The organism is Tatumella sp. UBA2305, from assembly GCF_002345795.1.
GTDB lineage: Bacteria > Pseudomonadota > Gammaproteobacteria > Enterobacterales > Enterobacteriaceae > Tatumella > Tatumella morbirosei.
On sequence record NZ_DDVT01000017.1, the window covers coordinates 1 to 20,019 of the forward strand.

22 protein-coding genes and 4 pseudogenes are annotated in these 20,019 nt (G+C 50.1%); 10 read left to right on the forward strand and 16 right to left on the reverse strand.

From position 1 onward, the window contains the following. From B3Z23_RS10310 to B3Z23_RS10330, 5 genes and pseudogenes are all read right to left on the reverse strand, one after another. A pseudogene (locus B3Z23_RS10310) lies at positions 1-243 on the reverse strand (hypothetical protein); the annotation flags it as partial. 60 nt (positions 244-303) lie between these two features. Beyond that, positions 304-627, reverse strand: a complete 324-nt coding sequence (locus B3Z23_RS10315) for a DUF1493 family protein (protein WP_294907866.1) — start codon at positions 625-627, stop codon at positions 304-306. Continuing rightward, positions 624-1,079 (reverse strand): STM2901 family protein, encoded by a 456-nt coding sequence (locus B3Z23_RS10320; protein WP_294907869.1) that lies wholly within the window; start codon positions 1,077-1,079, stop codon positions 624-626. Before B3Z23_RS10320 ends, B3Z23_RS10315 begins: the two co-directional genes overlap by 4 nt. A gap of 87 nt (positions 1,080-1,166) precedes the next feature. Continuing rightward, positions 1,167-1,283: pseudogene (locus B3Z23_RS10325) on the reverse strand (tail fiber assembly protein); the annotation flags it as partial. 35 nt (positions 1,284-1,318) lie between these two features. Continuing rightward, positions 1,319-1,485, reverse strand: a pseudogene (locus tag B3Z23_RS10330) (IS3 family transposase); the annotation flags it as partial. A gap of 40 nt (positions 1,486-1,525) precedes the next feature. Here B3Z23_RS10330 and B3Z23_RS10335 point away from each other — a divergent pair. The 4 genes from B3Z23_RS10335 (at position 1,526) to B3Z23_RS10350 (ending at position 3,707) form a co-directional block, all read left to right on the forward strand. Beyond that, a complete protein-coding gene (locus tag B3Z23_RS10335; protein ID WP_294907872.1) occupies positions 1,526-1,807 on the forward strand; it encodes a winged helix-turn-helix transcriptional regulator in 282 nt (93 codons plus the stop codon). Between the two features lie 517 nt (positions 1,808-2,324). Further along, positions 2,325-2,573, forward strand: a complete 249-nt coding sequence (locus tag B3Z23_RS10340) for a hypothetical protein (protein ID WP_294907874.1) — start codon at positions 2,325-2,327, stop codon at positions 2,571-2,573. 17 nt (positions 2,574-2,590) lie between these two features. Continuing rightward, on the forward strand, positions 2,591-3,031 hold the full coding sequence (locus tag B3Z23_RS10345) for a WapI family immunity protein (RefSeq protein WP_294907877.1): 441 nt from the start codon (positions 2,591-2,593) through the stop codon (positions 3,029-3,031). Between the two features lie 361 nt (positions 3,032-3,392). Beyond that, the gene (locus tag B3Z23_RS10350; RefSeq protein ID WP_294909421.1) at positions 3,393-3,707 is read left to right on the forward strand and encodes a DUF1493 family protein; all 315 of its coding nucleotides are present in this window, start codon (positions 3,393-3,395) and stop codon (positions 3,705-3,707) included. Positions 3,708-3,763: 56 nt separating this feature from the next. On the opposite strand, the gene B3Z23_RS10355 is transcribed toward B3Z23_RS10350, so the two are convergent. The 3 genes and pseudogenes from B3Z23_RS10355 to B3Z23_RS18695 all read right to left on the reverse strand — a co-directional run bounded on the left by B3Z23_RS10355 (position 3,764) and on the right by B3Z23_RS18695 (position 4,906). Further along, the gene (locus B3Z23_RS10355; protein WP_294907880.1) at positions 3,764-4,102 is read right to left on the reverse strand and encodes a contact-dependent growth inhibition system immunity protein; all 339 of its coding nucleotides are present in this window, start codon (positions 4,100-4,102) and stop codon (positions 3,764-3,766) included. A 43-nt stretch (positions 4,103-4,145) separates the two neighbouring features. Further along, a complete protein-coding gene (locus B3Z23_RS10360; protein ID WP_294907883.1) occupies positions 4,146-4,469 on the reverse strand; it encodes a DUF1493 family protein in 324 nt (107 codons plus the stop codon). Beyond that, positions 4,466-4,906, reverse strand: a pseudogene (locus B3Z23_RS18695) (STM2901 family protein). The gene B3Z23_RS10360 and the pseudogene B3Z23_RS18695 overlap by 4 nt, the downstream one beginning before the upstream one ends. A gap of 694 nt (positions 4,907-5,600) precedes the next feature. On the opposite strand from B3Z23_RS18695, the gene B3Z23_RS10365 reads away from it, so the two are divergent. The 3 genes from B3Z23_RS10365 to B3Z23_RS10375 are packed head-to-tail and all read left to right on the forward strand — an operon-like array spanning position 5,601 to position 8,327. Beyond that, positions 5,601-6,323, forward strand: a complete 723-nt coding sequence (locus tag B3Z23_RS10365) for a DUF969 domain-containing protein (RefSeq protein ID WP_294907886.1) — start codon at positions 5,601-5,603, stop codon at positions 6,321-6,323. Beyond that, positions 6,320-7,306, forward strand: coding sequence for a DUF979 domain-containing protein (locus B3Z23_RS10370; protein ID WP_294907889.1), 987 nt, complete (start codon positions 6,320-6,322; stop codon positions 7,304-7,306). Before B3Z23_RS10365 ends, B3Z23_RS10370 begins: the two co-directional genes overlap by 4 nt. Before the next feature lie 25 nt (positions 7,307-7,331). Beyond that, positions 7,332-8,327 carry a DUF2891 domain-containing protein gene (locus tag B3Z23_RS10375; RefSeq protein WP_294907892.1) on the forward strand — a complete coding sequence of 332 codons (996 nt, stop codon included), beginning with the start codon at positions 7,332-7,334 and terminating at the stop codon, positions 8,325-8,327. Between the two features lie 203 nt (positions 8,328-8,530). Here the strand turns inward: B3Z23_RS10375 and kefC are convergent, their stop codons facing one another. Together kefC and kefF are read right to left on the reverse strand one after the other, a co-directional pair. Continuing rightward, positions 8,531-10,381 (reverse strand): glutathione-regulated potassium-efflux system protein KefC, encoded by a 1,851-nt coding sequence (kefC, locus tag B3Z23_RS10380; RefSeq protein ID WP_294907895.1) that lies wholly within the window; start codon positions 10,379-10,381, stop codon positions 8,531-8,533. Then, complete coding sequence (gene kefF, locus B3Z23_RS10385) at positions 10,374-10,904, reverse strand: glutathione-regulated potassium-efflux system oxidoreductase KefF (protein ID WP_294907897.1); 531 nt, start codon at positions 10,902-10,904, stop codon at positions 10,374-10,376. Before kefF ends, kefC begins: the two co-directional genes overlap by 8 nt. 569 nt (positions 10,905-11,473) lie before the next feature. Between kefF and B3Z23_RS10390 the strand changes: the two genes are divergently transcribed. Next, entirely contained in the window at positions 11,474-12,019 is a 546-nt protein-coding gene (locus B3Z23_RS10390; RefSeq protein ID WP_294907899.1) for a C40 family peptidase, read from the forward strand. Positions 12,020-12,068: 49 nt separating this feature from the next. Here the strand turns inward: B3Z23_RS10390 and B3Z23_RS10395 are convergent, their stop codons facing one another. After that, complete coding sequence (locus B3Z23_RS10395; RefSeq protein WP_294907901.1) at positions 12,069-13,430, reverse strand: formimidoylglutamate deiminase; 1,362 nt, start codon at positions 13,428-13,430, stop codon at positions 12,069-12,071. Positions 13,431-13,530: 100 nt separating this feature from the next. On the opposite strand from B3Z23_RS10395, the gene hutC reads away from it, so the two are divergent. Together hutC and B3Z23_RS10405 are read left to right on the forward strand one after the other, a co-directional pair. Further along, positions 13,531-14,292 (forward strand): histidine utilization repressor, encoded by a 762-nt coding sequence (gene hutC / locus B3Z23_RS10400; RefSeq protein ID WP_294907903.1) that lies wholly within the window; start codon positions 13,531-13,533, stop codon positions 14,290-14,292. Further along, entirely contained in the window at positions 14,289-14,861 is a 573-nt protein-coding gene (locus tag B3Z23_RS10405) for a HutD family protein (RefSeq protein ID WP_294907905.1), read from the forward strand. Before hutC ends, B3Z23_RS10405 begins: the two co-directional genes overlap by 4 nt. A gap of 7 nt (positions 14,862-14,868) precedes the next feature. Here B3Z23_RS10405 and B3Z23_RS10410 read toward each other — a convergent pair whose 3' ends face one another. The 5 genes from B3Z23_RS10410 to B3Z23_RS10430 are packed head-to-tail and all read right to left on the reverse strand — an operon-like array spanning position 14,869 to position 19,736. Next, positions 14,869-16,398, reverse strand: coding sequence for an HAL/PAL/TAL family ammonia-lyase (locus B3Z23_RS10410; protein ID WP_294907907.1), 1,530 nt, complete (start codon positions 16,396-16,398; stop codon positions 14,869-14,871). 12 nt (positions 16,399-16,410) lie between these two features. Further along, on the reverse strand, positions 16,411-17,286 hold the full coding sequence (locus tag B3Z23_RS10415) for an ABC transporter substrate-binding protein (RefSeq protein WP_294907909.1): 876 nt from the start codon (positions 17,284-17,286) through the stop codon (positions 16,411-16,413). 28 nt (positions 17,287-17,314) lie between these two features. Beyond that, entirely contained in the window at positions 17,315-17,995 is a 681-nt protein-coding gene (locus B3Z23_RS10420) for an ABC transporter permease (RefSeq protein WP_294907910.1), read from the reverse strand. A gap of 2 nt (positions 17,996-17,997) precedes the next feature. Next, positions 17,998-18,642 (reverse strand): ABC transporter permease, encoded by a 645-nt coding sequence (locus B3Z23_RS10425; protein WP_038017538.1) that lies wholly within the window; start codon positions 18,640-18,642, stop codon positions 17,998-18,000. Further along, on the reverse strand, positions 18,639-19,736 hold the full coding sequence (locus B3Z23_RS10430) for an ABC transporter ATP-binding protein (RefSeq protein ID WP_294907914.1): 1,098 nt from the start codon (positions 19,734-19,736) through the stop codon (positions 18,639-18,641). The genes B3Z23_RS10425 and B3Z23_RS10430 overlap by 4 nt, the downstream gene beginning before the upstream one ends. Positions 19,737-20,019: the final 283 nt, after the last annotated feature.

Below are 20,019 nucleotides of genomic sequence, written 5' to 3' on the forward strand. Positions count from 1 at the left end.
CGATTTTTCGGGGGGATTACCCCCGGACTTGCCGCTTGCGGTGAGTCCGTCAGTTAACAGCACCGGGCGGTTAAACGTGAATGTAGCCGCGTCGGCGTTGTCGCCGGTGCTGACGGTAGTGATGGTTCGGGTACCCTTGTTGATTTCCTCAATACGCACGCCGTGGTGATCATCCTGTGCCATGTGGCGGTTCTCCAGTGAAGGGGTTCCGCTATGGTCAGGTCTCAGGGAAGGGAAAATCATGCTGTTGGCATTGTGTGGCAGCTGACACAACGGGCAAATTGTATTACCCGTTGTGAGCATTCAGAAAAGCCAGCGTCCCGCACGGGCTGACTCTGTAAACATTCTTATGGTCAGAGGCTTTTTATCCTGCTTCACGGGCGCGCGTGAGAACAGCGAAGGAGTTTTCCAGGGGAAATAAGCGGCAGTACTGAAGCCTTCTGGCTCTACGTTGAAGTCATGGAAAAACTTCTCCGCCATCTCTGCGATATCATCTGCCTCATACTGCTCCTGAAGAATGTCATCGTCGCCGACTTCAATTTTCTTAAACTGGAGGGTCGTCACCAGCGGCAGCTCACGCAGAATGAAGTCGCGCACCGCATCAGGGGCTACTGTCATATTATTCACCAGATTTTATCCTCCGGGCGCACAATCAGGTTATAGCGATGGACGGTGCGAAAACTGATTTGTGCGACATCTTTTGCCAGAATAACCCATCCGACAACGGGCACGGCCCTGCCCACAAACGCACCCAGATTATTCACCCAGAAAATTTTCAGCCTGCGAAGGCTGAAGGATTTGGCGGTCAGGGTTGGCAGAATGCGGCGCCGGAATTTGTAGGACAGGTGATTGCGGAAAAAGAGCGAAGCAACGGAAGTGCCGGGGGGTGTCGTATTGGGCTTGCCCGGTACGTCGATATTATTGTTGCCCGGGATGAGTCCCGCAACGGCCACAATATCCTGCACGCCCGGCTGTTTCTGCGTCTCGTCAACCAGCAACCAGAACAGCAATTCCTGCGGCGTCAGATTAGGCAGCCTATTAAAATAATATGTCCCTTTGAGTTCCTCAGTTGTATCCATATCAACGGATTCCTTTCTGCAGATATTTGACAGATTTTAGCTTAACATTTGTACAGGCAGCAGGCTAATATGTTTCTGGCTCTGCCTTCAGGCAGGTTTTACCGGCCAACTGATATCCGGTGCGTTTGACACGTCGGTGGCCTGCACCGCCTGTATGTACTTCATCCAGGCGGTAAGCGTGGCCTTGTCCTCATCGGTGATAATGTTCTGTAAGCCTTACCTGTGCTCATTGTAAACTACGAAATCAGATAATGGACGAGATTATGCTTTATCAGTGTTTTTAAAGATTTTTTCCGATAACGTCTTTCAGTGCACGGTTCTCAGGACTCAGATCAGCGAAAATCTGTTTGAGACGCCGGTTCTCATCTCCCGGGTCTTTGATTTTTCGGATACCAGAGGATTCCATTCTGGTCATTTCGTTCTTATCCCTCTATCCCGATACACCAATGCGTTTCGGGGTGATTCGACGGGGCATCCCGGACATATCGCAGCGGATGTTGACGTTAACTTTGTGCAACCTTGAACGGGATGGTCTGGTGTCACGACACTATTATCCTGAACTACCCCCTCGCGTTGAATACGACCTGACCGAACGGGGGCTATCCATGCTGGAGCCGCTGGCGGGTTTTACTCGTTGGATTCGTAACACCTGGCAGGATATCGAAGCATCACGACGCGCCTATGATGAAGCTGAAGAAAGATCTGACGACGTTGGGGGAAAAGATTGATTCAGGGACAATATGGAAAAAAACTTTATTTGTTTTTATAACGATTGCAATCCTCAGGTTACGCTCTTAGTGTACGTTTTTGTTCCATTGGCTCTCATACCCTTATAATTATGCAGGTAAAGCGTTTTGTTGATGCGACCCACTTCAATAATTGCCTGAGTCAGTCCGGAGAGACATTAACTTTTCAGTAATTAACTGACCGCGGGTCTGCCGGATTCCGCAAAGAACGATAAACCTTAATCTGGTTTCTCCGTCAGTAAGCAAGTCTGTGGGCAGCATTGCAGAGAGGCAGCAAGGGTAATGATAGCCTTGCGCATATAGTCGTGACCATTTGGCTCAGAATGGCAGCCCCCTGACGCACCTGCATCATTTACAGAACACGGTTCCTGAGGAAGCCTGAGGACACCTATGGGCTGTAATGACCGGTAGCTAAAGGGCAGCCGGTTCCTTTTACGGTTAAACGCAACCGGTGATGAGCAGACAGTAATAAACCGGGTTATCTGCCCGTAACCTCAAAATGACTGAAACAGCCGCCCGGCATATGTACGAACCGGGACGCTATGTCCCATTACATCTTCAGGAAAAAGCCATCCGCTACGGCAGACGTATGGCTGATCCCCATAAAGGGGAAGGAATGTTCCGTTACGAAACAGAGATGTATAAACTGAATCGTAAGAGAAACCTTACCGGGTATAAGAAGTACACTCTTGAGGTTGTGGTACGGGAGTCAGACTGGACAATTACCCATTTTAAATATTTTGATTAACCGGGAGGAAAGTTCGCATGTTTGATATCAGAAATGAAGAATTCGTTCTCGCGGTCTTTCCCTTTAAGCGTGTCGTGGATGACGAGGCCGATCCGGTGAATCATCTTTGGGACCGGGTTAAGTCTTTAGTGGAGTTTTCAGTAAGCGGGGTGAAGGTACAGTTTCAAACCGAATTTACTGTTGGTGAGCTAAAAGTTCTGCGTGAACATTTTGCTGCATGTTATGAATCGGTAAAGGTCCAGCGGGAGATTGAATCGTTCAATTTTAGTAGCGATCTCAATCAGTTGAATATGTTGCTAAGGAAAGTGGAGGGTGATGAGATTGTGATGATTGAATATGTACTACGCCCGGAATCTCATGCCGACAGCGTCCTGGTAAAAGGTGAATTCGGCATTAATGAAAGCTATTTCCCGGACATCCTTAAGCGGCTGGATGAAATGATTGCCTGGCCGGAATAACATTCTGATTTTTCTGGCATGAGCATAAGCGCCCCCGGCTACAATGGGGTGTTTTTGTATCCAGAAAATCCCCAGCCAGGCTGGCGATCAGAGGGAACTTGCTGGTGGCCACTCTCAGGCAACCCGGTTGTTGTCACTGGTAATCCGCTCTTTAAAACGTCAAAGATGCGGATCAAAGCACCGGACAGTGACGCGGGAACATAGGTTGCGGGCCATTTGGACCTGTACCACCTGTCCGGGGGCTTATCGCAGCTGTCGGGCCCGTGGCCTGGGGCATTAATCGCTGCGAGGGATTTCGCAGTTGTCACAGGAAACGTGACAAGCCACAATCAGCTTATCGTGAGTAAAGGAGAACTCCGTGATGAAACAGGCAGAAGTAGTAAAACAGCTTATAAAAAAATATTTTTGGGAAATGCAGGAAGATGCTTCTCTGAGTACCGGTAAGGAGCCTGTATTACCCGAAGAAGCTTTAGATTTTCTTGAAGAATTCTTTGAATCATTGAATATTGATTCATCCGGATTTAATTTCCGTAAATATTTCCCAAATGAAGGTATCTGGTTTCTGCCAAATAAGATTTTGCCTGAGTATCTGAAAACAGATCATCATCAGGCTGAACCATTGACAGTAAAAACGTTGATTGAGGCGGCTGAGGCCGGTCATTGGTTGGACAGGTAAGCCTTTTAGTTATTAGTAACAGGCATGTATATCCTGCTATCAGAAATCTGAAGGTTTTAAAATTCCGAAAGATTAGCAGAATGTCCGTTTGAAATCAGATATTCAACAGTGAGTGCTCTGACTGTACTCACCCATTCTGAAGGGGTCATATCCCATCGGCAAGGTGTAAACTCGCCGTTATAACGAGCGAGAATTACCTCATAGCCATCATCCTGATTTTCAATTTCATTCAGGTTAGCCAGAAGCTGCCGGAGACTGAAGGGGGTTGCAGTTTTCAGGTAATCATACAACAGAGTAGAGAAATCACAATCCTCATCAATCAGATCACAGTCCTGACCAAAATTAATAATAATGACGGTGTCGAGTTCACATGGTTTAGAAGTATCAGTATCCATATCTGTCTCATGGGGCTGGGTAAGCGGTGACAATATCCAATGCTTAGTCATAAAGCCAGCGTCCCGCTTTTGCAGACTCAGCGAGCATTCTGATGGTAAAAGGCTGTGGTTGATGTCTGTCTGAGCGTAAAACGGCGGGCAGTATAGGATTAGGGAGAAACGGCAATATGAGTCTTGGGAAATAACGACGCCAGTCCATCGAATGACAATCAACGCCAAAAGCCTCAACATATTTATCGACCAGTTCATAGACATCTTCAGCAACAGTCAGATATTTACCGGTACTGAGCGATGAATCAATATCAAGCGCTTCGCAGCGTAATTCATCTCTGACAAAGTTAAGCACAGCATCATCGACAGTTGTCATATCCGGTCCTCAGGTTTAACCATAAGGTTATAGTGCGAGATTGTTCTGTGTGAAATGATGGTTATGTCAAATAATGTGATTGCAACCCCGACCCATGGTAACCATCTTCCAATAAGACCTCCTAAACTCGCCGTTCTGGCCCAATGACCATTAATTAATGTTTTCCAGGTAGGCGAACGCTAGCGACTATCTAATCGATACGAAATCATCCTGCGTAACCCTAAAGATAAGAGACTTGTTCCTTTTGTCGCAGTATGGGGTTTTCCGGGCACGTGAATTATATTGAAACTTCCGACTATCATAGCAAAGGCAAAAATATCTATGCCGTCAAAGCGCTTTTCGGCTTCATCCACCAGAATCCAGAAAGCAAGCTCTCCAGGTGAAAGGTTCCACATTCCTTTAAAATAATATCCGTTAAGCTGTTCAACTGTATCGATACGTGCTCCTTGCTAATAATGACATCTGCCTGAGATCCGTTTGGCAGAGCTACGGAATATGCTACCACGAATTTAACCGTCCTGACCTTGTTTCCCGCTGGCTGACCGTGTAGCAGAAGGTAGCAATTCAGAATACGCTATTACCCCATGTTCTCAGAGAAGATTATCAGGCAGCACACGGGCCATCATTGATCATTATCTGGTTGCTGGCTAAGAAATATTACCGTGGTTATCTCTTTTCCTGAATCATTCACGATGGTCCAATAACGCCTTAAATTATCCGGTACCTCCTCGCTAACAGATTGTTCCAACCGGTTAAGGCCGCTTTGCACTGATGCGGCCACCGGTCTCTGTCAGCCGGCAGGGTATCGGGAGTTCCCCCTCGTATAGCGAAGAGCTCATTTGCGCTAATTCATTTCGTTTCCCACTACTGGCAAGGGGATTGCATAGAAGATTGATGCCTGGCTGGCTTTTATCAGCCTGTGCGTTCCAGACAGACTGATTTGGTTATAAACCATGGTAATAACATATATTTTTTCATACTATGGCCGAAGGTGTTTTCCTTCGGATTTAGTCTTCCATTTTAAAAAATACCTCAAGTTAACAACCAGATAAAAATGAACATCGCTAAATTCTTGCCGGGGTGTTTGCACCACCCACCGGCTGCAACAGTCTCTTTTACAGGGAGAGTTTTATGAATGGTACGGAGTTGTTGCCACTGGTCGGAATACCGATAGTGGTTATTGGTTTTGCCTTGCGCTTTAATCCGCTGTTGGTCGTGGTGGTGGCCGGACTGGCGACCGGTTTGCTTACCGGGATGGATTTCGGCACGTTGCTGGAAACCTTCGGCGAAAAATTCGTCAGCAGTCGCTCGCTGGCGGTATTTATTTTGATCCTTCCGGTGATTGGGCTTCTGGAACATTACGGCCTGAGAGAGCGCGTTCAGGCCTGGGTTGCCCAGATGGCCAGTGCGACATCGGCGCGTATTCTGATGATCTACTTTGTCGCCAGAGAAGGTACGGCGGCGCTCGGTTTAATGTCAATCGGCGGCCATGCACAAACGGTCAGGCCTTTGCTGGCCCCTATGGCCGAAGGCGCTGCGCTGAATAAGTACGGTGAACTTCCTCAGACTATCCGTGACAAAATCAAAGCCCATGCCGCCGCCTGTGACAATATCGCGGTCTTTTTTGGTGAAGATATCTTTATCGCTTTTGGCGCGGTGTTACTGATTGATGCCTTCCTGAGGGAAAACGGCATAACCGGTGTCGAACCGCTGCATATCGGTCTTTGGGCGATTCCGACAGCTATCGCAGCCTTGGTTATCCACATGGCGCGTTTATTGCGACTTGATGCCAGTATTCACCGGGAAGTCATGGCCTGGAAAGCCGCACAGACTCATGGGGAGGGCACCGAATGACCACTTTGATTACCATGAACCGTGTGTATTACCTGATTGGTTTTATCGTGATGTTACTGGTGGTGATGACATTACGCGATCGGGGTAACCCTAAACGCTTTACCACTGCACTGTTTTGGTTCCTGTTCGGCGGTATTTTTCTGTTCGGCGATCTGATGATACAGGAATTAGGCCGTTCACTGGCGTATCGCATCATTGGTGGGGCGGTTATTGTCATCGCTTTGCTGGCCGGCTTTGGCCTGGTGGGCAAAGGGCATTATAAAACCTCTGGTGAGGCTGAACGTATTGCCTCTTCAGAGCGGCTGAAAAACTGGCTTTTTTTACCGGCCGTTCTTATTCCTGTGGTGACGGTGCTCGGTACCTTGTTTCTGAAGGGCGTATCAATCGGAGGGGTATATCTGATTGACCAGCAACAACTCACACTGGCTGCCTTATGTGTGGCTTGTCTGGTCGCTATTTTAACCGGCTGGTGGCTGACCCGTGGCACGCCGCTTGAAGCTGTCCGACAATCGCGGCGCCTGATTGATACCATTGGTTGGGCAGTAATTCTGCCGCAGATGCTGGCGATGCTGGGTGGGGTATTTGTGGCCGCCAATACGGGACATTCGGTACAAAAGATAGTGAGCCTGTTTGTGAACCCGGATAACCGCTTTATGCTGGTGGTGATTTATTGTGTTGGTATGGCCCTCTTCACCATGATTATGGGTAATGCCTTTGCCGCTTTCCCGGTATTGGGCGCGGGGATAGCGCTACCTTTCCTGATTACTATCCAACATGCTAATCCGGCGCCGCTGCTGACCATTGGGATGTATGCAGGTTATTGCGGAACATTAATGACGCCGATGGCGGCGAATTACAATATCGTTCCCGCCGCATTGCTGGAGCTGAAAGATAAATATCAGGTGATCAAAATCCAGATCCCAACGGCAATCACCCTGCTGGTGGTTAACGTTTTCCTCATGTATTTTCTCGTGTTTCGATAATGCGGCAACAGATTAAGGAGTGGGTATGAAGTTAACTCAACAACAGGCGGAAGCCTTTGCACGGATGCCATTGCAGTATCTGCGCCAGCAATATCCAAACCACATTATGCATTTACTTAATGGGGATGCTGATGTTTTGTCTCCCCGGGAATTGCATCCGGTTTTCTATGGCTGTTATGACTGGCACTCTGCGGTTCATGGTTACTGGTTATTGCTTCGCGTTCTCTGTCTCTACCCGCAGCTTAGCTGCCGGAAGGATATCATCACACTGTTTGATGAACACTTTACACCGGATAATATTGCCTGGGAACTGGCCTATTTTAATGCACCTTCCCGTGCGTCGTTTGAACGACCCTACGGATACGGATGGTTACTGGCGCTGGCGCAGGAACTTAACAACTCGTCTTTACCTCAGGCTGCCGGGTGGTCCCGGTGCCTGGAGCCATTGACCCGGGATATCAGAGAGAGACTGATGGATTATTTGAGTAAATTAACCTACCCGATTCGGGTGGGGACTCATTTTAATACCGCGTTCGCTCTGATATTGGGACTGGATTATGCGCGCTCGCAACATGACCAGATGCTTGAGCAGGCGATTCTGAATGCCGCAAACGGTTATTATCTCGCGGACATTAACTACCCGGCACATTATGAGCCCGCAGGGGATGAATATATTTCAGGGGCGCTGGTGGAAGCGTTGTTAATGAGTAAGGTGACGACTGACTTTACTGGCTGGTTCGATAATTTCTTACCGAATCCAGGCGCTGTTGCATCACTGATGAATCCCGCAGTGGTCAGTGATCGTACTGACCCTAAAATCGCTCATCTTGACGGGTTAAACCTGAGCCGGGCCTGGTGTATGAAACATATCTCTTATGCCTTACCCGAAAATTATCCCGCACAGGCTGAGTTAAAGGGGGCCATACAGCGCCATCTTCAGGCCAGTGTGGGGCATGTGGTAGACAGTCATTATAGCGGCGGCCATTGGTTAGCCAGTTTTGCTTTGCTGGCACTGGAGTAAATTGGCGGACAGTGGGGCGTTGGTGATTATGCCAGGCCTGAGCAATGCTCAGGCCTACTGATAAAAGGAGTAATCTCCTGACCGTCTGCAATTATACTGGCAGGGCGACCCCGGGCTGATTCCACCGAGGGGCTCCTGTATCTGGGACTTGTTGTTATTCGCCGCAAAAACAGTCGGTTGAGAATACCGACCAAAGTCTGCTGTTAACTGTTTTCGTTCTGCCTGCTCTTCTCATTATGCAAACCTTCATCGGTGCCTTTCCAGCCATGTAAACGTACATTGTTCAGATGTTGCTGGTCATCGATAATCAGAGAGCTGACCAGGTTGTGGCCGTCTTTCAGCATACTGGCGCGGGTATCGAAATCGGTTTCCCCTTCAGCCAGTTGCAGCATCATCTGGCTGTTGTAACGCCGGAAAATATCGGTCATCTCTTTCGCTTCATACGGTCCTATACCCAGTTCAGTTAATGCCCGGCGGCTGATATTCAGGGCGCTTTCGAAAACTTCACGTTCAGGAAACTCAACTCCGGCTTTATGCAGTGCGATAAAATGTTCCACATCGCGGGCGCGTGCCAGTTGTTTAAGATTCGGGAAGCTCTCTCTGGCCATTTCGGTCAGTGCCAGACTGTTCTGCGGATCATCAATCGCATTGATCAGTAGTTTCGCGTTGCCGGCCCCGGCCGCTTCCAGCAGATCCTCACGGGTGGCATCTCCGTAGTAAACCCTCATCCCCAGTTTGCGTAGTGTTTCGATATGGTCCGGGTCATGATCCAGAACCACGACATTGATTTTGGCTGCCAGCAGCATACGTCCCGCAATCTGACCGAAACGACCGAAGCCTGCAATAATTACCGCCGGATTTTCGTCTTCTATGGTATCAGCCGGTAGATCATTACCCTGACCCCCTTTCTCTGTACGGGATACCAGCACCAGCAGCAATGGAGTCACCGCCATCGATAAGGCGGCTGCCAGGATCAGCGCCTTAGACCAGTTATCGTCCAGCACCTGTGCGCTGTGAGCGGCACCGAATACTACAAAGGCAAACTCACTGCCTTGTCCCAGCAACACCACATACCAGCGCCGTTGTAACCGTGAAATGCGGGTGATTTTTGCCACAATCCACAGAGAAACCATCTTAAATACCAGAAAACCGACCAGCAGGATGATAATACGCAGAGGATCATGAATCAGGGTACCAAAGTCGATCGACATTCCAACGCCAATAAAGAACAGGCCCAGTAATAAGCCTTTAAATGGCTGAATATCGCTTTCCAGCGCATGACGGTATTCGGAACTGGCCAGCAATACCCCGGCGAGAAAGGCCCCCATCGCCATCGACAGTCCGGCGTGTTCCAGCAGGATGCCAAAGCCGAAGACTAAAAACAGGGCGATGGCACTGAACACTTCCCGCAGCCCCGAACGGGCGACAAAGCGCAGTAGCGGACGGGTGACATAACGGCCCAACAGCACGACGATCACCAGCGTGACAATCACTTTGACAGTAGAGATCAGCACGGAATGCAGATCCATTGAACCGCCACCTCCGGCCAGCAACGGGATCATGGCGACTAACGGAATAGCGGCAATGTCCTGGAACAGTAACACCGAAAACGCAGAGCGGCCCACCGGGGAGATAGTCAGGTTACGTTCTGCCATGGCGGCCATAGCGATAGCGGTTGAGGAGAGCGCCAGCGTCAGCCCGACCAGAATAGCCACCGGCCAGCCCAGCCCCAGCAAATGACACAGCACCGCCAGGAAGCCCCCGCAGATCACCATCTGCAGGCTGCCACTGCCGAACACCTGGCGGCGGATACTCCATAGCCGTTTCGGGTCCATCTCCAGACCGATAATAAACAGCATCAGGACCACACCGATTTCAGCGAAGTTAAGGATGCTTTCCACATCAGAGACCAGCCGCAGCCCCCAGGGGCCGATAATACAGCCGGCAATCAGATAACCCAGTACCGAACCCAGGCCGAGCCGTACGGCTATTGGCACAATTAATGCCGCGGATCCCAGATAAATCAGGACCTCCAGCATATTCTGACTATCCATGATTCTGCTCCTTCCACGCTTCCAGACGATTCCGGTACTGTACTGCCTGTTGTTTCAAATCGTTATCATCACTGATAAACGCGTTGTGCACGGTAAAGGGGGGGAGCCATTTCATACCGCAGTACAGAGCGGTGGCTTGTATCGGTTGTGTCAGTACCCCGAACCCCGGGTGATCCCCGAGACTGAAATGGTTGAGATTTCCTCCGGTAGTCACTGCCCACATCAGCGATTTTCCCTTTAACTGCCGGCCGTTATGACCATAAGCCCAGCCATGAGTCAGCACTTTATCCAGCCATAATTTCAGCAGTGGTGGCATGCTGTACCACTGCATCGGATGTTGCAGAATCACCAGACTGGCTTCAGACAGCAGCTGTTGTTCGCGGGCAATATCAATCGCGAAATCCGGGTAGTTATCGTACAGCGAATGAATCTTTACGTAGGGCAGATCTCTGACCTGTTCCAGCATAAAGCGATTCGCGTGCGAATAGCCCGGATAAGGATGTGCATAGATAATCAGAATCACAAAAATCCCCATTGAAAAAAGATATCAAAAAGACAACCAGTAACTTTTACTACAATATAGCCAGATTTAACTTCAGCGGTGACTAAAATTCCGGGAGACGGAAAATATTGCCGTCACTGCGTCATAACCCGTTGCAAGGACAGGAAAGCGGACCGGCACGGGCAGCCACAGAAGATGATGACCGTGTTCAATGACGGAAAAAATTGCCAGGATAATTAATTATTCTCAGCCAGATAATTCATTTCAGAGGTGATAATAACTTATGAGATTTCCGGGCAGCTCCGGGCAGGATCGGATAATCAGATAAAGGATATTTCTGACGGTCACACCAGCCATCACTGTAACATTCACTGGCAGTGATATACACCCGAATAACAGAACGTATATATTTCATCCCGGGCAATGATTTGCGGGCGAATTAGTCTGCATACCGGCCGGAAAAGGCACTTCCACTGTAAATTAATGTAAATTACGCGAAGATATTAAGAATTCGTTAATTTGCTATTCATTTTTCTTAGGTATTTACGCTATAAATTTCTTATCCCCGTTGATTCCCGAGAAATCTGCCGATGATCAATTCTGCGCCCGTTAAAATTTTCGCCTGTCTGTTGTTTTGTGCTCTGGCAGGTTGTTCATCGAAACCCCGGCAAACCGTGACTGTGGCGGCCGACACTCAAAATGGTCAGCAGCCGGATCTTATTCCCGTCATTGCCGCATTACATGACCAGATGCATTCGTGGGAGGGCACCAAATATCAGTGGGGCGGAACACAACTGACCGGCGTGGATTGTTCCGGCTTTGTCTGGCGTACCCTGAAAGACCGTTTTAATATCCCGATGGAACGAGTGACCACCAAAGAATTAATCAATATGGGTAAACCTGTCGCCCAGGCCAATTTATTACCCGGGGATCTGGTCTTTTTCCGGATTAAAAATGAATTACATGTGGGCTTCTATGATACCGACAGACATTTCCTTCATGCCTCCGTCAGCCGGGGCGTTGTTCGTTCCTCACTGAATAATCCTTACTGGAAATCAGTCTATCTTGAAGCTCGCCGCCTGCCTCGCGAATACAACTCTCAAATCAGTTTTAATTACGGGAATAAAATGGGCTGATATTGCCACCGGCAGAAAATAACTGCCGGCAGCGAAAGACAGGTGCTAATTAACCCGCCAGCTGTTGCATGACCCGGATAAATTCATTTCTGAGTAATTCGTCATCCTGGTGACGACCATCCTGAATCACCCAGCGTCCTCCGGTCATCACATGCCGGACCGGATTGGTCGCACAGGCGAAAATCCAACGGTTCAGCAGCATGTTGTCTTCCGCTGTGGCAATAAAAGGATCTTCGTGGTTCAGTACCAGTAAGTCAGCACGATAACCGACTTCAATCCGGCCAGTTTGTTGACCCAGAGCCTGTGATCCGCCCTGCAACGCCCCCTGGTAAAGCACATTGCCGATGAAGGGCTGTTGTGGAGTGGCCAGCCGGTTGCGCCGCTGGTGCTGTAATCGTTGCCCATATTCAAACCAGCGTAAATCTTCGCTGACACTGACACTGATATGGCTGTCCGAACCAATGCCCCACACACCGCCCCGTGCAATGTATCTCTGGCCCGGGAAAATGCCGTCTCCCAGATTGGCCTCGGTTGTCAGGCACAGTCCGGCCACCGCTCGTGAATCTGCGATAGTATCGGTTTCACGGTCCGTCAGATGGGTTGCGTGGATCAGGCACCAGTGCTTATCAACCTGAAAATGGTTATACAGCCATTCCACCGGGCGCTGACCACTCCAGCTCAGGCAGTCATCAACCTCTTTTTGTTGCTCAGCAATATGAATATGAACCGGCTGAGGGTGGGAAGTGGCGGCCAGAACTTCCGTGATTTGTTGCGGGGTGACTGCCCGAAGTGAGTGGAAGCAGATGCCGGTCCGCTGCATCGGAATCGCGGCTAACTGTTGACTCAGCTTGTCATGGAGTGACAGGTAGCTTTCGGTATCATGAATAAAACGTTTCTGGCCCGGAGACGCTGTCTGGCCGCCGAATCCGGCGTAACTGTAGAGAACCGGCAGCAGTGTCAGGCCAATTCCTGCCTGACGGGCGGCTTCGGAAATACGCAGAGCCATCTCTTCATGGCGTGGATACCGGTTACCCTGAGGATCGTGATGCAGATAATGGAATTCTGCCACGGAGGTATAACCCGCTTTGAGCATTTCGGTATACAAATAACGGGCAATAATTTCGGTTTGTTGAGGAGTCATCTTTGCCACCAGACGGTACATGAGATCACGCCAACTCCAGAAACTATCGGCAGGGTCTGCCGCGACTTCGGTCAGTCCCGCCATTGCACGCTGGAAAGCATGAGAATGCAGGTTAGGCATGCCTGGCACTACTACCTCTCCCAGCGGATTTCCTTCCGGCTGAGCATCCGGGGTGACAGAGGTGATATCACCATTATCAGAAACCGTAATCCGGACGTTTTTTGCCCAGCCTTCGGGAAGTAATGCTTTTTTTGCAAACCAGACAGCCATCTTCTGTCCCTCTGGGTTAATTTGTATATACATGTACTTATATATACATCTAAATAGGCATGGAGTAAACTGCGTTTCTTACTACATTGAGGATTGATAAATGGAACAGTCAGATCAGGGGAAAATTCTCCTGAGGGATGAACAGCCGGGTGTTCCTGCTCCTTTCTATGAGCGGGTAAAGGCTATGATCAAGACTAAAATTCATAGCGGTACATGGCCGGTCAATTTTCGGGTGCCTTCTGAGAGTGAACTGGTCAATTTATTTGGTTACAGCCGGATGACTATCAACCGGGCATTGCGCGAACTCACTTCTGAAGGGCTGCTGGTCCGAATGCAGGGGGTGGGGACCTTTGTAGCCGAAATCCGTGGTCAGTCGGCTCTGCTGGAAATTAATAATATCGCCGATGAGATTACCAGCAGGGGACATCGACATCATTCCAGAGTCTTCCGTCTGACAGAAATTGAGGCTGATGCCCAGCAGGCGCTGAGTTTTGAAATGCAAAAAGGAAGCCGCCTATACCATTCTCTGATCTGTCACTACGAAAATGGCGTTCCGGTGATGCTGGAAGACCGGTTGGTCAACAGCCAGGTGGTTCCTGACTATTTACAGCAGGACTTTACCCGAATTACCCCGAATGCCTATCTTTCCTCAATTGCCCCTATTGTTGAGGGTGAACATGTTATCGAAGCGATTAATGTCAGCCGTACCGAGAGCACTTATCTTGAGATAGACGAAATTACTCCTTGTCTGCTGGTGAACCGTCGTACCTGGACCGGACAAAAAGAGAAAAAAATTGTGACCAGTGTCAGGTTGGTATATCCGGGGCCACGTTACCGGCTGGAAGGGAGTATGCGTAAATGAACCGCGTGCTGCGTTTTCAGGATGTGACCGTGATGCCATGGAAAAATGGCCAGGGAGAAACCCGGGAAATCTGCAAGTCCGGAGAAACGCAAGGAGAATATGACTGGCGAATTTCTGTGGCGACTATCAGCCAGTCCGGACCGTTTTCCCGCTTCGACGGCTATCTGCGTAATATCAGTGTGCTGGAAGGCGGAGGAATGCATCTGGACATTGACGGTCAACCCGGGGCGCTTATCCGGCCATTTTGTGCCACAGATTTTTCAGGGGCATCGCAGGTTTATTGCCGGGTGATTGACGGGCCTTTGCTGGATTTTAATGTGATTTACCGCGCAGACAGCTTTCGGGCAACCGTTAACTGGAGCGATTTGGCCGAATGGCACTATGAAGGTGGAACCCGATTATTACTGAATGCCGGCGCCAGCCTGACGGTACACTGCGCCGGAGAGCAGTTTTTACTGCAGCGCTATGACTGTCTGTTGACCGACGGTGAAGAGGTATTGTCGGTCAGTGATTTCCCCGGCACATCCTTTGCCAGGGTTACGCTGTCTGAAATCAGCCACAGTCAGTAAAAATCAGTTACTGGCTGCTCAGATCCGTGAGTAGCCGGGCCAGTGTTCCTTCGCGAATTAGACCACGGACAGCCTGCATGTCCGGATAAACTGCCGTATCCTGCTGCCGGAAAGGAACCTGTTTCCGGACCAGTGCCAGAGTGGCTTCACTGCCAACCGATGCTTTAAGTGGGCGGTGGAACTCCAGAGCCTGGCAACCACAAAGTAACTCGATTCCAATAATATCCTCCGCATTTTCAACCGCTTTTAATGCTTTCCTCGCGGCAGATACTCCCATGCTGATATGGTCTTCCTGACCGGCACAGGTAGAAACGGTATGAATGCTGGCGGGACCTGCCAGACTGCGATTATCCCCGGCCAGCGCCGCTGCGACATAGGGTGGGATCATCATGCCTGAAATCCCACTGCCCGGAGGCACCAGAAAGGCAGGTAATCCACTGAGCTGCGTATTGGTTATCCTGTCTGAACGTGCCTGTGAGGCGGTGCTAAGCTGGGCGATAGCAATAGCCAGAGCATCGAGAGCCAAAGCGACCGGTGCTCCGTGCCCGTTACCGCCAGGCAGGGTAATCAACTGCTGATCTTCAATCACAAATAACGGATTATCTGTCACACTGTTCAGTTCCCGGGTCAGTATCTGCGCACAGTTTTCCAGCTGATCGCGAACAGCACCGTGAATCTGCGGTATGCAGCGCAGGCTAAGAGCGTCCTGCACACGATGATTTTTCCAGGTTTCAAGAATCTCACTGTCGCGCAGTAAAGACCGCATAATTCGGGCGGTTTCCTGCTGGCCCGGGTGCGGGCGTAATTGGTGAAGCCTGGCATCATAGCCCCGGGTGTTACCACACAGGGCTTCCAGACAGATCCCGCCCGCCATATCGGCTACCGGCAATAATCGCCGGAAATCGGCTATCACCAGACAACCGAGTGCGGTGATTTCGTAGGTACCGCCAATCAGCGCATGTCCTTCACGGGGGCCTGGCTTAACGACAGACATCCCTGCCTGCTGGAATGCTTGCGCAGAGGGCAGTAACTGCCCCTGATACCAGCATTTTCCTTCACCAAAAACCGACAGCCCAATGTGGGCGGTGGCAATCAGATAGCCAACGGATCCCCCTGAAGGTGACCAGGGGATAACCTGACGGTTAAGCATTTCGGCCAGCCTGATTGCCAGTGAAGAGCTGACCCCGCTGTAGCCTTGCAGTAACGATTTCAGCGTGACGGCCATCATGGCCCGTGTTTCACGAATCGAAAGGTCAGCTCCGGTACCGCAGGCATGGCTGCGTAGCAGATTGATCTGCGACCCGGCGATTTGATCGGCCGTGAGGCGGGTACTTACCAGTGAACCGACTCCTGTCGTCAGCCCGTAAATCACTTGTCCCTGATCAATAGCGTTACAGACATAGTGATGAACCCTATCCATGTTTTGCAGGGCATCGGCAGCCAGGCTGACAGATGCCCCGTCAGCGATTTGTACGATTTCATCAATCGATGACTCCCGGGTTCCCAGAGTGATCGTCGTGGCAGAAGAGATACTCATGCGGATTCGCCTTTATTTGCTCATGCCATGTTTTACCAGCCACTGGTGGGCGATATCATCAATACTGGTGAACTCTGCCAGCTGTTCATTCATATCAATCAGGTCGTCGGTGGTCAGTTTGGCGGAAACTTCATTCAGAGTGGCTTCAGTCGTACTGTCAACGGCAGAGGTTGCCACAATTGGTACCACATTCTGGGCCGCAAACAGATGATTAGGATCTTCAAGCACCACTAAATGGTTCTTTTTAATATCCGGTGAGGTGGAGAGAATATCAGCCGCCTGAATCTGATTATTTTTCAGGGCGGTCAGGGTCAGAGGACCACCGACATCCAGCACTTTAAAATCTTTGAATTTAAGCTGATAAACTTGCTGCAGGCCGGGAAGTCCTTCATGACGTGTTTTCCATTCTGCCGGTCCGCCGAGAATCAGTTGTCCGGCAATCGGTTTTAAGTCACTGATAGATTTCAGATGATATTTCTCAGCGGTTTTCTGAGTGACTGCCAGCACATCACGGTCTTCTGCTGGTGAAATATTGAGCATTTTTAAGCCGGAAGGCAGTTTTGCGGCCAGGGCGTTCGCCACTTCTTCACTGCTGTGGGCATTATTTTTGGCATCCAGATAGCTCAGCAGTGCACCGCTGTATTCCGGAATAACATTAATCGAGCCATCCCGCAGCGCAGGAATGTAGACTTCGCGACTGCCGATATTCAGTTTAGTGTCGACCGGAATATTTTTGGCTTTTAACGCTCCGGCGTAAATGGTTCCGAGTAACTGGCTTTCCGGAAAATCAGCAGAACCAATGATCACTTTAGAAGCTGCCCATGTACCGCTGGTGGCCGATAGCAGCAGAGCAGAAAGGAGCGTCAGGGCACTGTTTTTCATCTTCATCTTGATATCCTTGGCGCACTATGCGCGTTTATTGGGTTTTCAAACGGCGGGTAATACCGGGAGACACCACATATTTTTCTCCCAGAGCAAATAACACATCGATAAGCAAAGCCAGCAGGGCAATTAATATCGCCCCGGCCACCATCTGGTTAAAATCATTGGCGGCGCGACCATCAATAATTAGACGGCCCAATCCTCCTAACGAGACATAGGCTGCAATCGTGGCAGTAGAGATAATTTGCAGAGTGGCGCTGCGAATACCAGACAGGATCAGTGGCAGTGCACAGGGGAGTTCAACCTGCAGCAGTATCTGGCGTGGAGTTAGACCAATACCAATGGCTGCATCTCTGACACTGGGTTCGACAGCACGGATTCCGGCATGAACACCCAGCGCCACCGGAGGCAATGCCAGTACCACAAGAACCAGAATACAAGGCACGACAAATGCCATGTCTGATTCAAAAGATCCTGACAGTAATATCACCAGCAGAATAATCAGCCCGAAAGAAGGCAGCGAACGCAGTGCATTGGTTGAGCCGATCAGTAAGGCTTCACCTTTACCGGTATGGCCGGTATAGCATCCCACCGGAAAGGCGATGAGCACCGCGATTATCAGCGAGACGGCACTGTAGCCAATATGCTGAGCCAGCAGTGGCAGAATACCGTCGTCCCCGATCCAGTGGGCAGGATTAAAAAACCAGTCAATCATGATTATCCTCTCAGGGGTTGCCAGTGGCTGAGCCGGCGGGTGGTCAGCACCACCAGTCGATCCAAAATCAATGCCAGTAATATGCTCAGCACAATGCCGGCAATAATGGGGGTGAGGAACTGCAACTGGAATCCCTGGGTAAACAGTGAGCCCAGTTGCGGGGTACCGATTAATGCAGCGACAGAAACGATGCTGACGTTAGAAACAATAGCGACCCGCATACCGGCACCGATGACCGGTACTGCCAGTGGCAGGTTGACATGGAAAAACTGCTGTACCGGTGTGAAACCGATCGCCGAGGCGGCCTGTCGGGTATCCGGCGATACCGAATCCAGCCCGTCACTGACAATTCTGACCAGTAACGCAAAGCTATAAATGGTCAGAGCGACCAGTACGTTGACAGGATCAAGAATCCTGGTACCAAGCAACGGTGGTAATAAGACAAACAGGGCCAGCGACGGGATGGTGTAAAGTAACCCGAATATATTGATAATAAATGATTTTAATGTCGATAACCGGTTGATACCCCAGCCAACAGGAATCGCCAGTATCAGACCCACTATCACCGGGACAATGGATAAATAACTATGCCACAGCAGTAGTTGCAGGATGGTGTCGTGTTGATTCCACAGCCAGTCGAATCTCATACCACCTCCGCCGGGATGCTTTTGCACCTGTTCAGGACTTCATCCAGCGTAATACTGCCGAGGGGCTGGTGCTGATCATTCACCAGCACGGCACGGTGGCACGGGGAACTGAGCGCGGCATCCAACAGATGCCGGAGTGAGCCCGAAACGTGGCAGAAGGTTGCCCCCAGATTGATATATTTCGCGTCTGCGGCGGTGACCTGCTGACGGGTATCAAACCAGCCGAGCGCTTTTCCTTCATGAGTGACTAAAACCCAGGGTTCAATAGCAACCTGACGAGCCTGTGACAGGAGACTTCCCAGTTCAACCGAAGGTTCATCACGCAACGGCAGGTTGCTGCCAGCATCACGGAAACTGAGTTTACGGTAGCCACGGTCCCGACCAATAAAGTCGGCGACAAACGGGTTTTGTGGCGTATTCAGCAACTCTCCCGGGGTCGCTATCTGGGCCAGACGACCTCCGGGACGCAATACCGCCACCTGATCCCCGAGTTTCATCGCCTCGTCGATATCGTGGGTCACCATAATTATGGTTTTACTGACTGCCCGCTGAATCCTTAGAAACTCATCCTGCAATTGCTCACGGACCACAGGGTCCACGGCGCTAAAGGGTTCATCCATCAGCATAAATTCCGGGTCTGCAGCCAGGGCTCTGGCAACACCCACTCGCTGCTGTTGACCGCCGGATAGCTGCCAGGGATAGCGTTTGGACATTGAATTATCCAGACCGACCACTTCCAGCAATTCTGCGGCTCGTTGCCGGGCTTTGGTTTTGGCTACGCCGCACAGGATGGCGGTGGTCGCTATATTGTCGAGGATGTTTTTATGCGGAAACAGCCCAGCGTTCTGAATGACATAGCCGATACGGCGGCGTAGCTGGACAACATCCATTTGTTCGGTAGCCTCACCATTCAGCAGAATCTGTCCGGTTGAGGGTTCAACCAGGCGGTTGATCATACGTAATGAGGTGGTTTTACCGCAGCCACTCGGGCCAACCAGTACCGTAATTTTTCCGCCCTGAGCTTCAAGATTTAGCCCGTCGACGACAACTGCCCCGTTACCATAGTGTTTGGTTACATTCCGGAAGGTAATCATCTTGATGTTCCATGGTGTTGGTGAATAACTCGCTGTAACAGGACAGCGGATAGATGTTGTTGATGTATATCATTGTATGTACAACTAGCAATCTTTATGCCATCTGACGTTTTTGCTCTGAGGTGTTTGGTATTATTATGTTGTTTTTAAAGGTTAAATTTTATTTAATTTGAAATGATCTAATAATTATGAGGAAAATTTATCCGGTTCTGTTTTAAATTTTGACCTGAAATAAAGCTAATTTTTGCCCGGATATGCACTTTACTGGTGCGTTTTGAGAGGG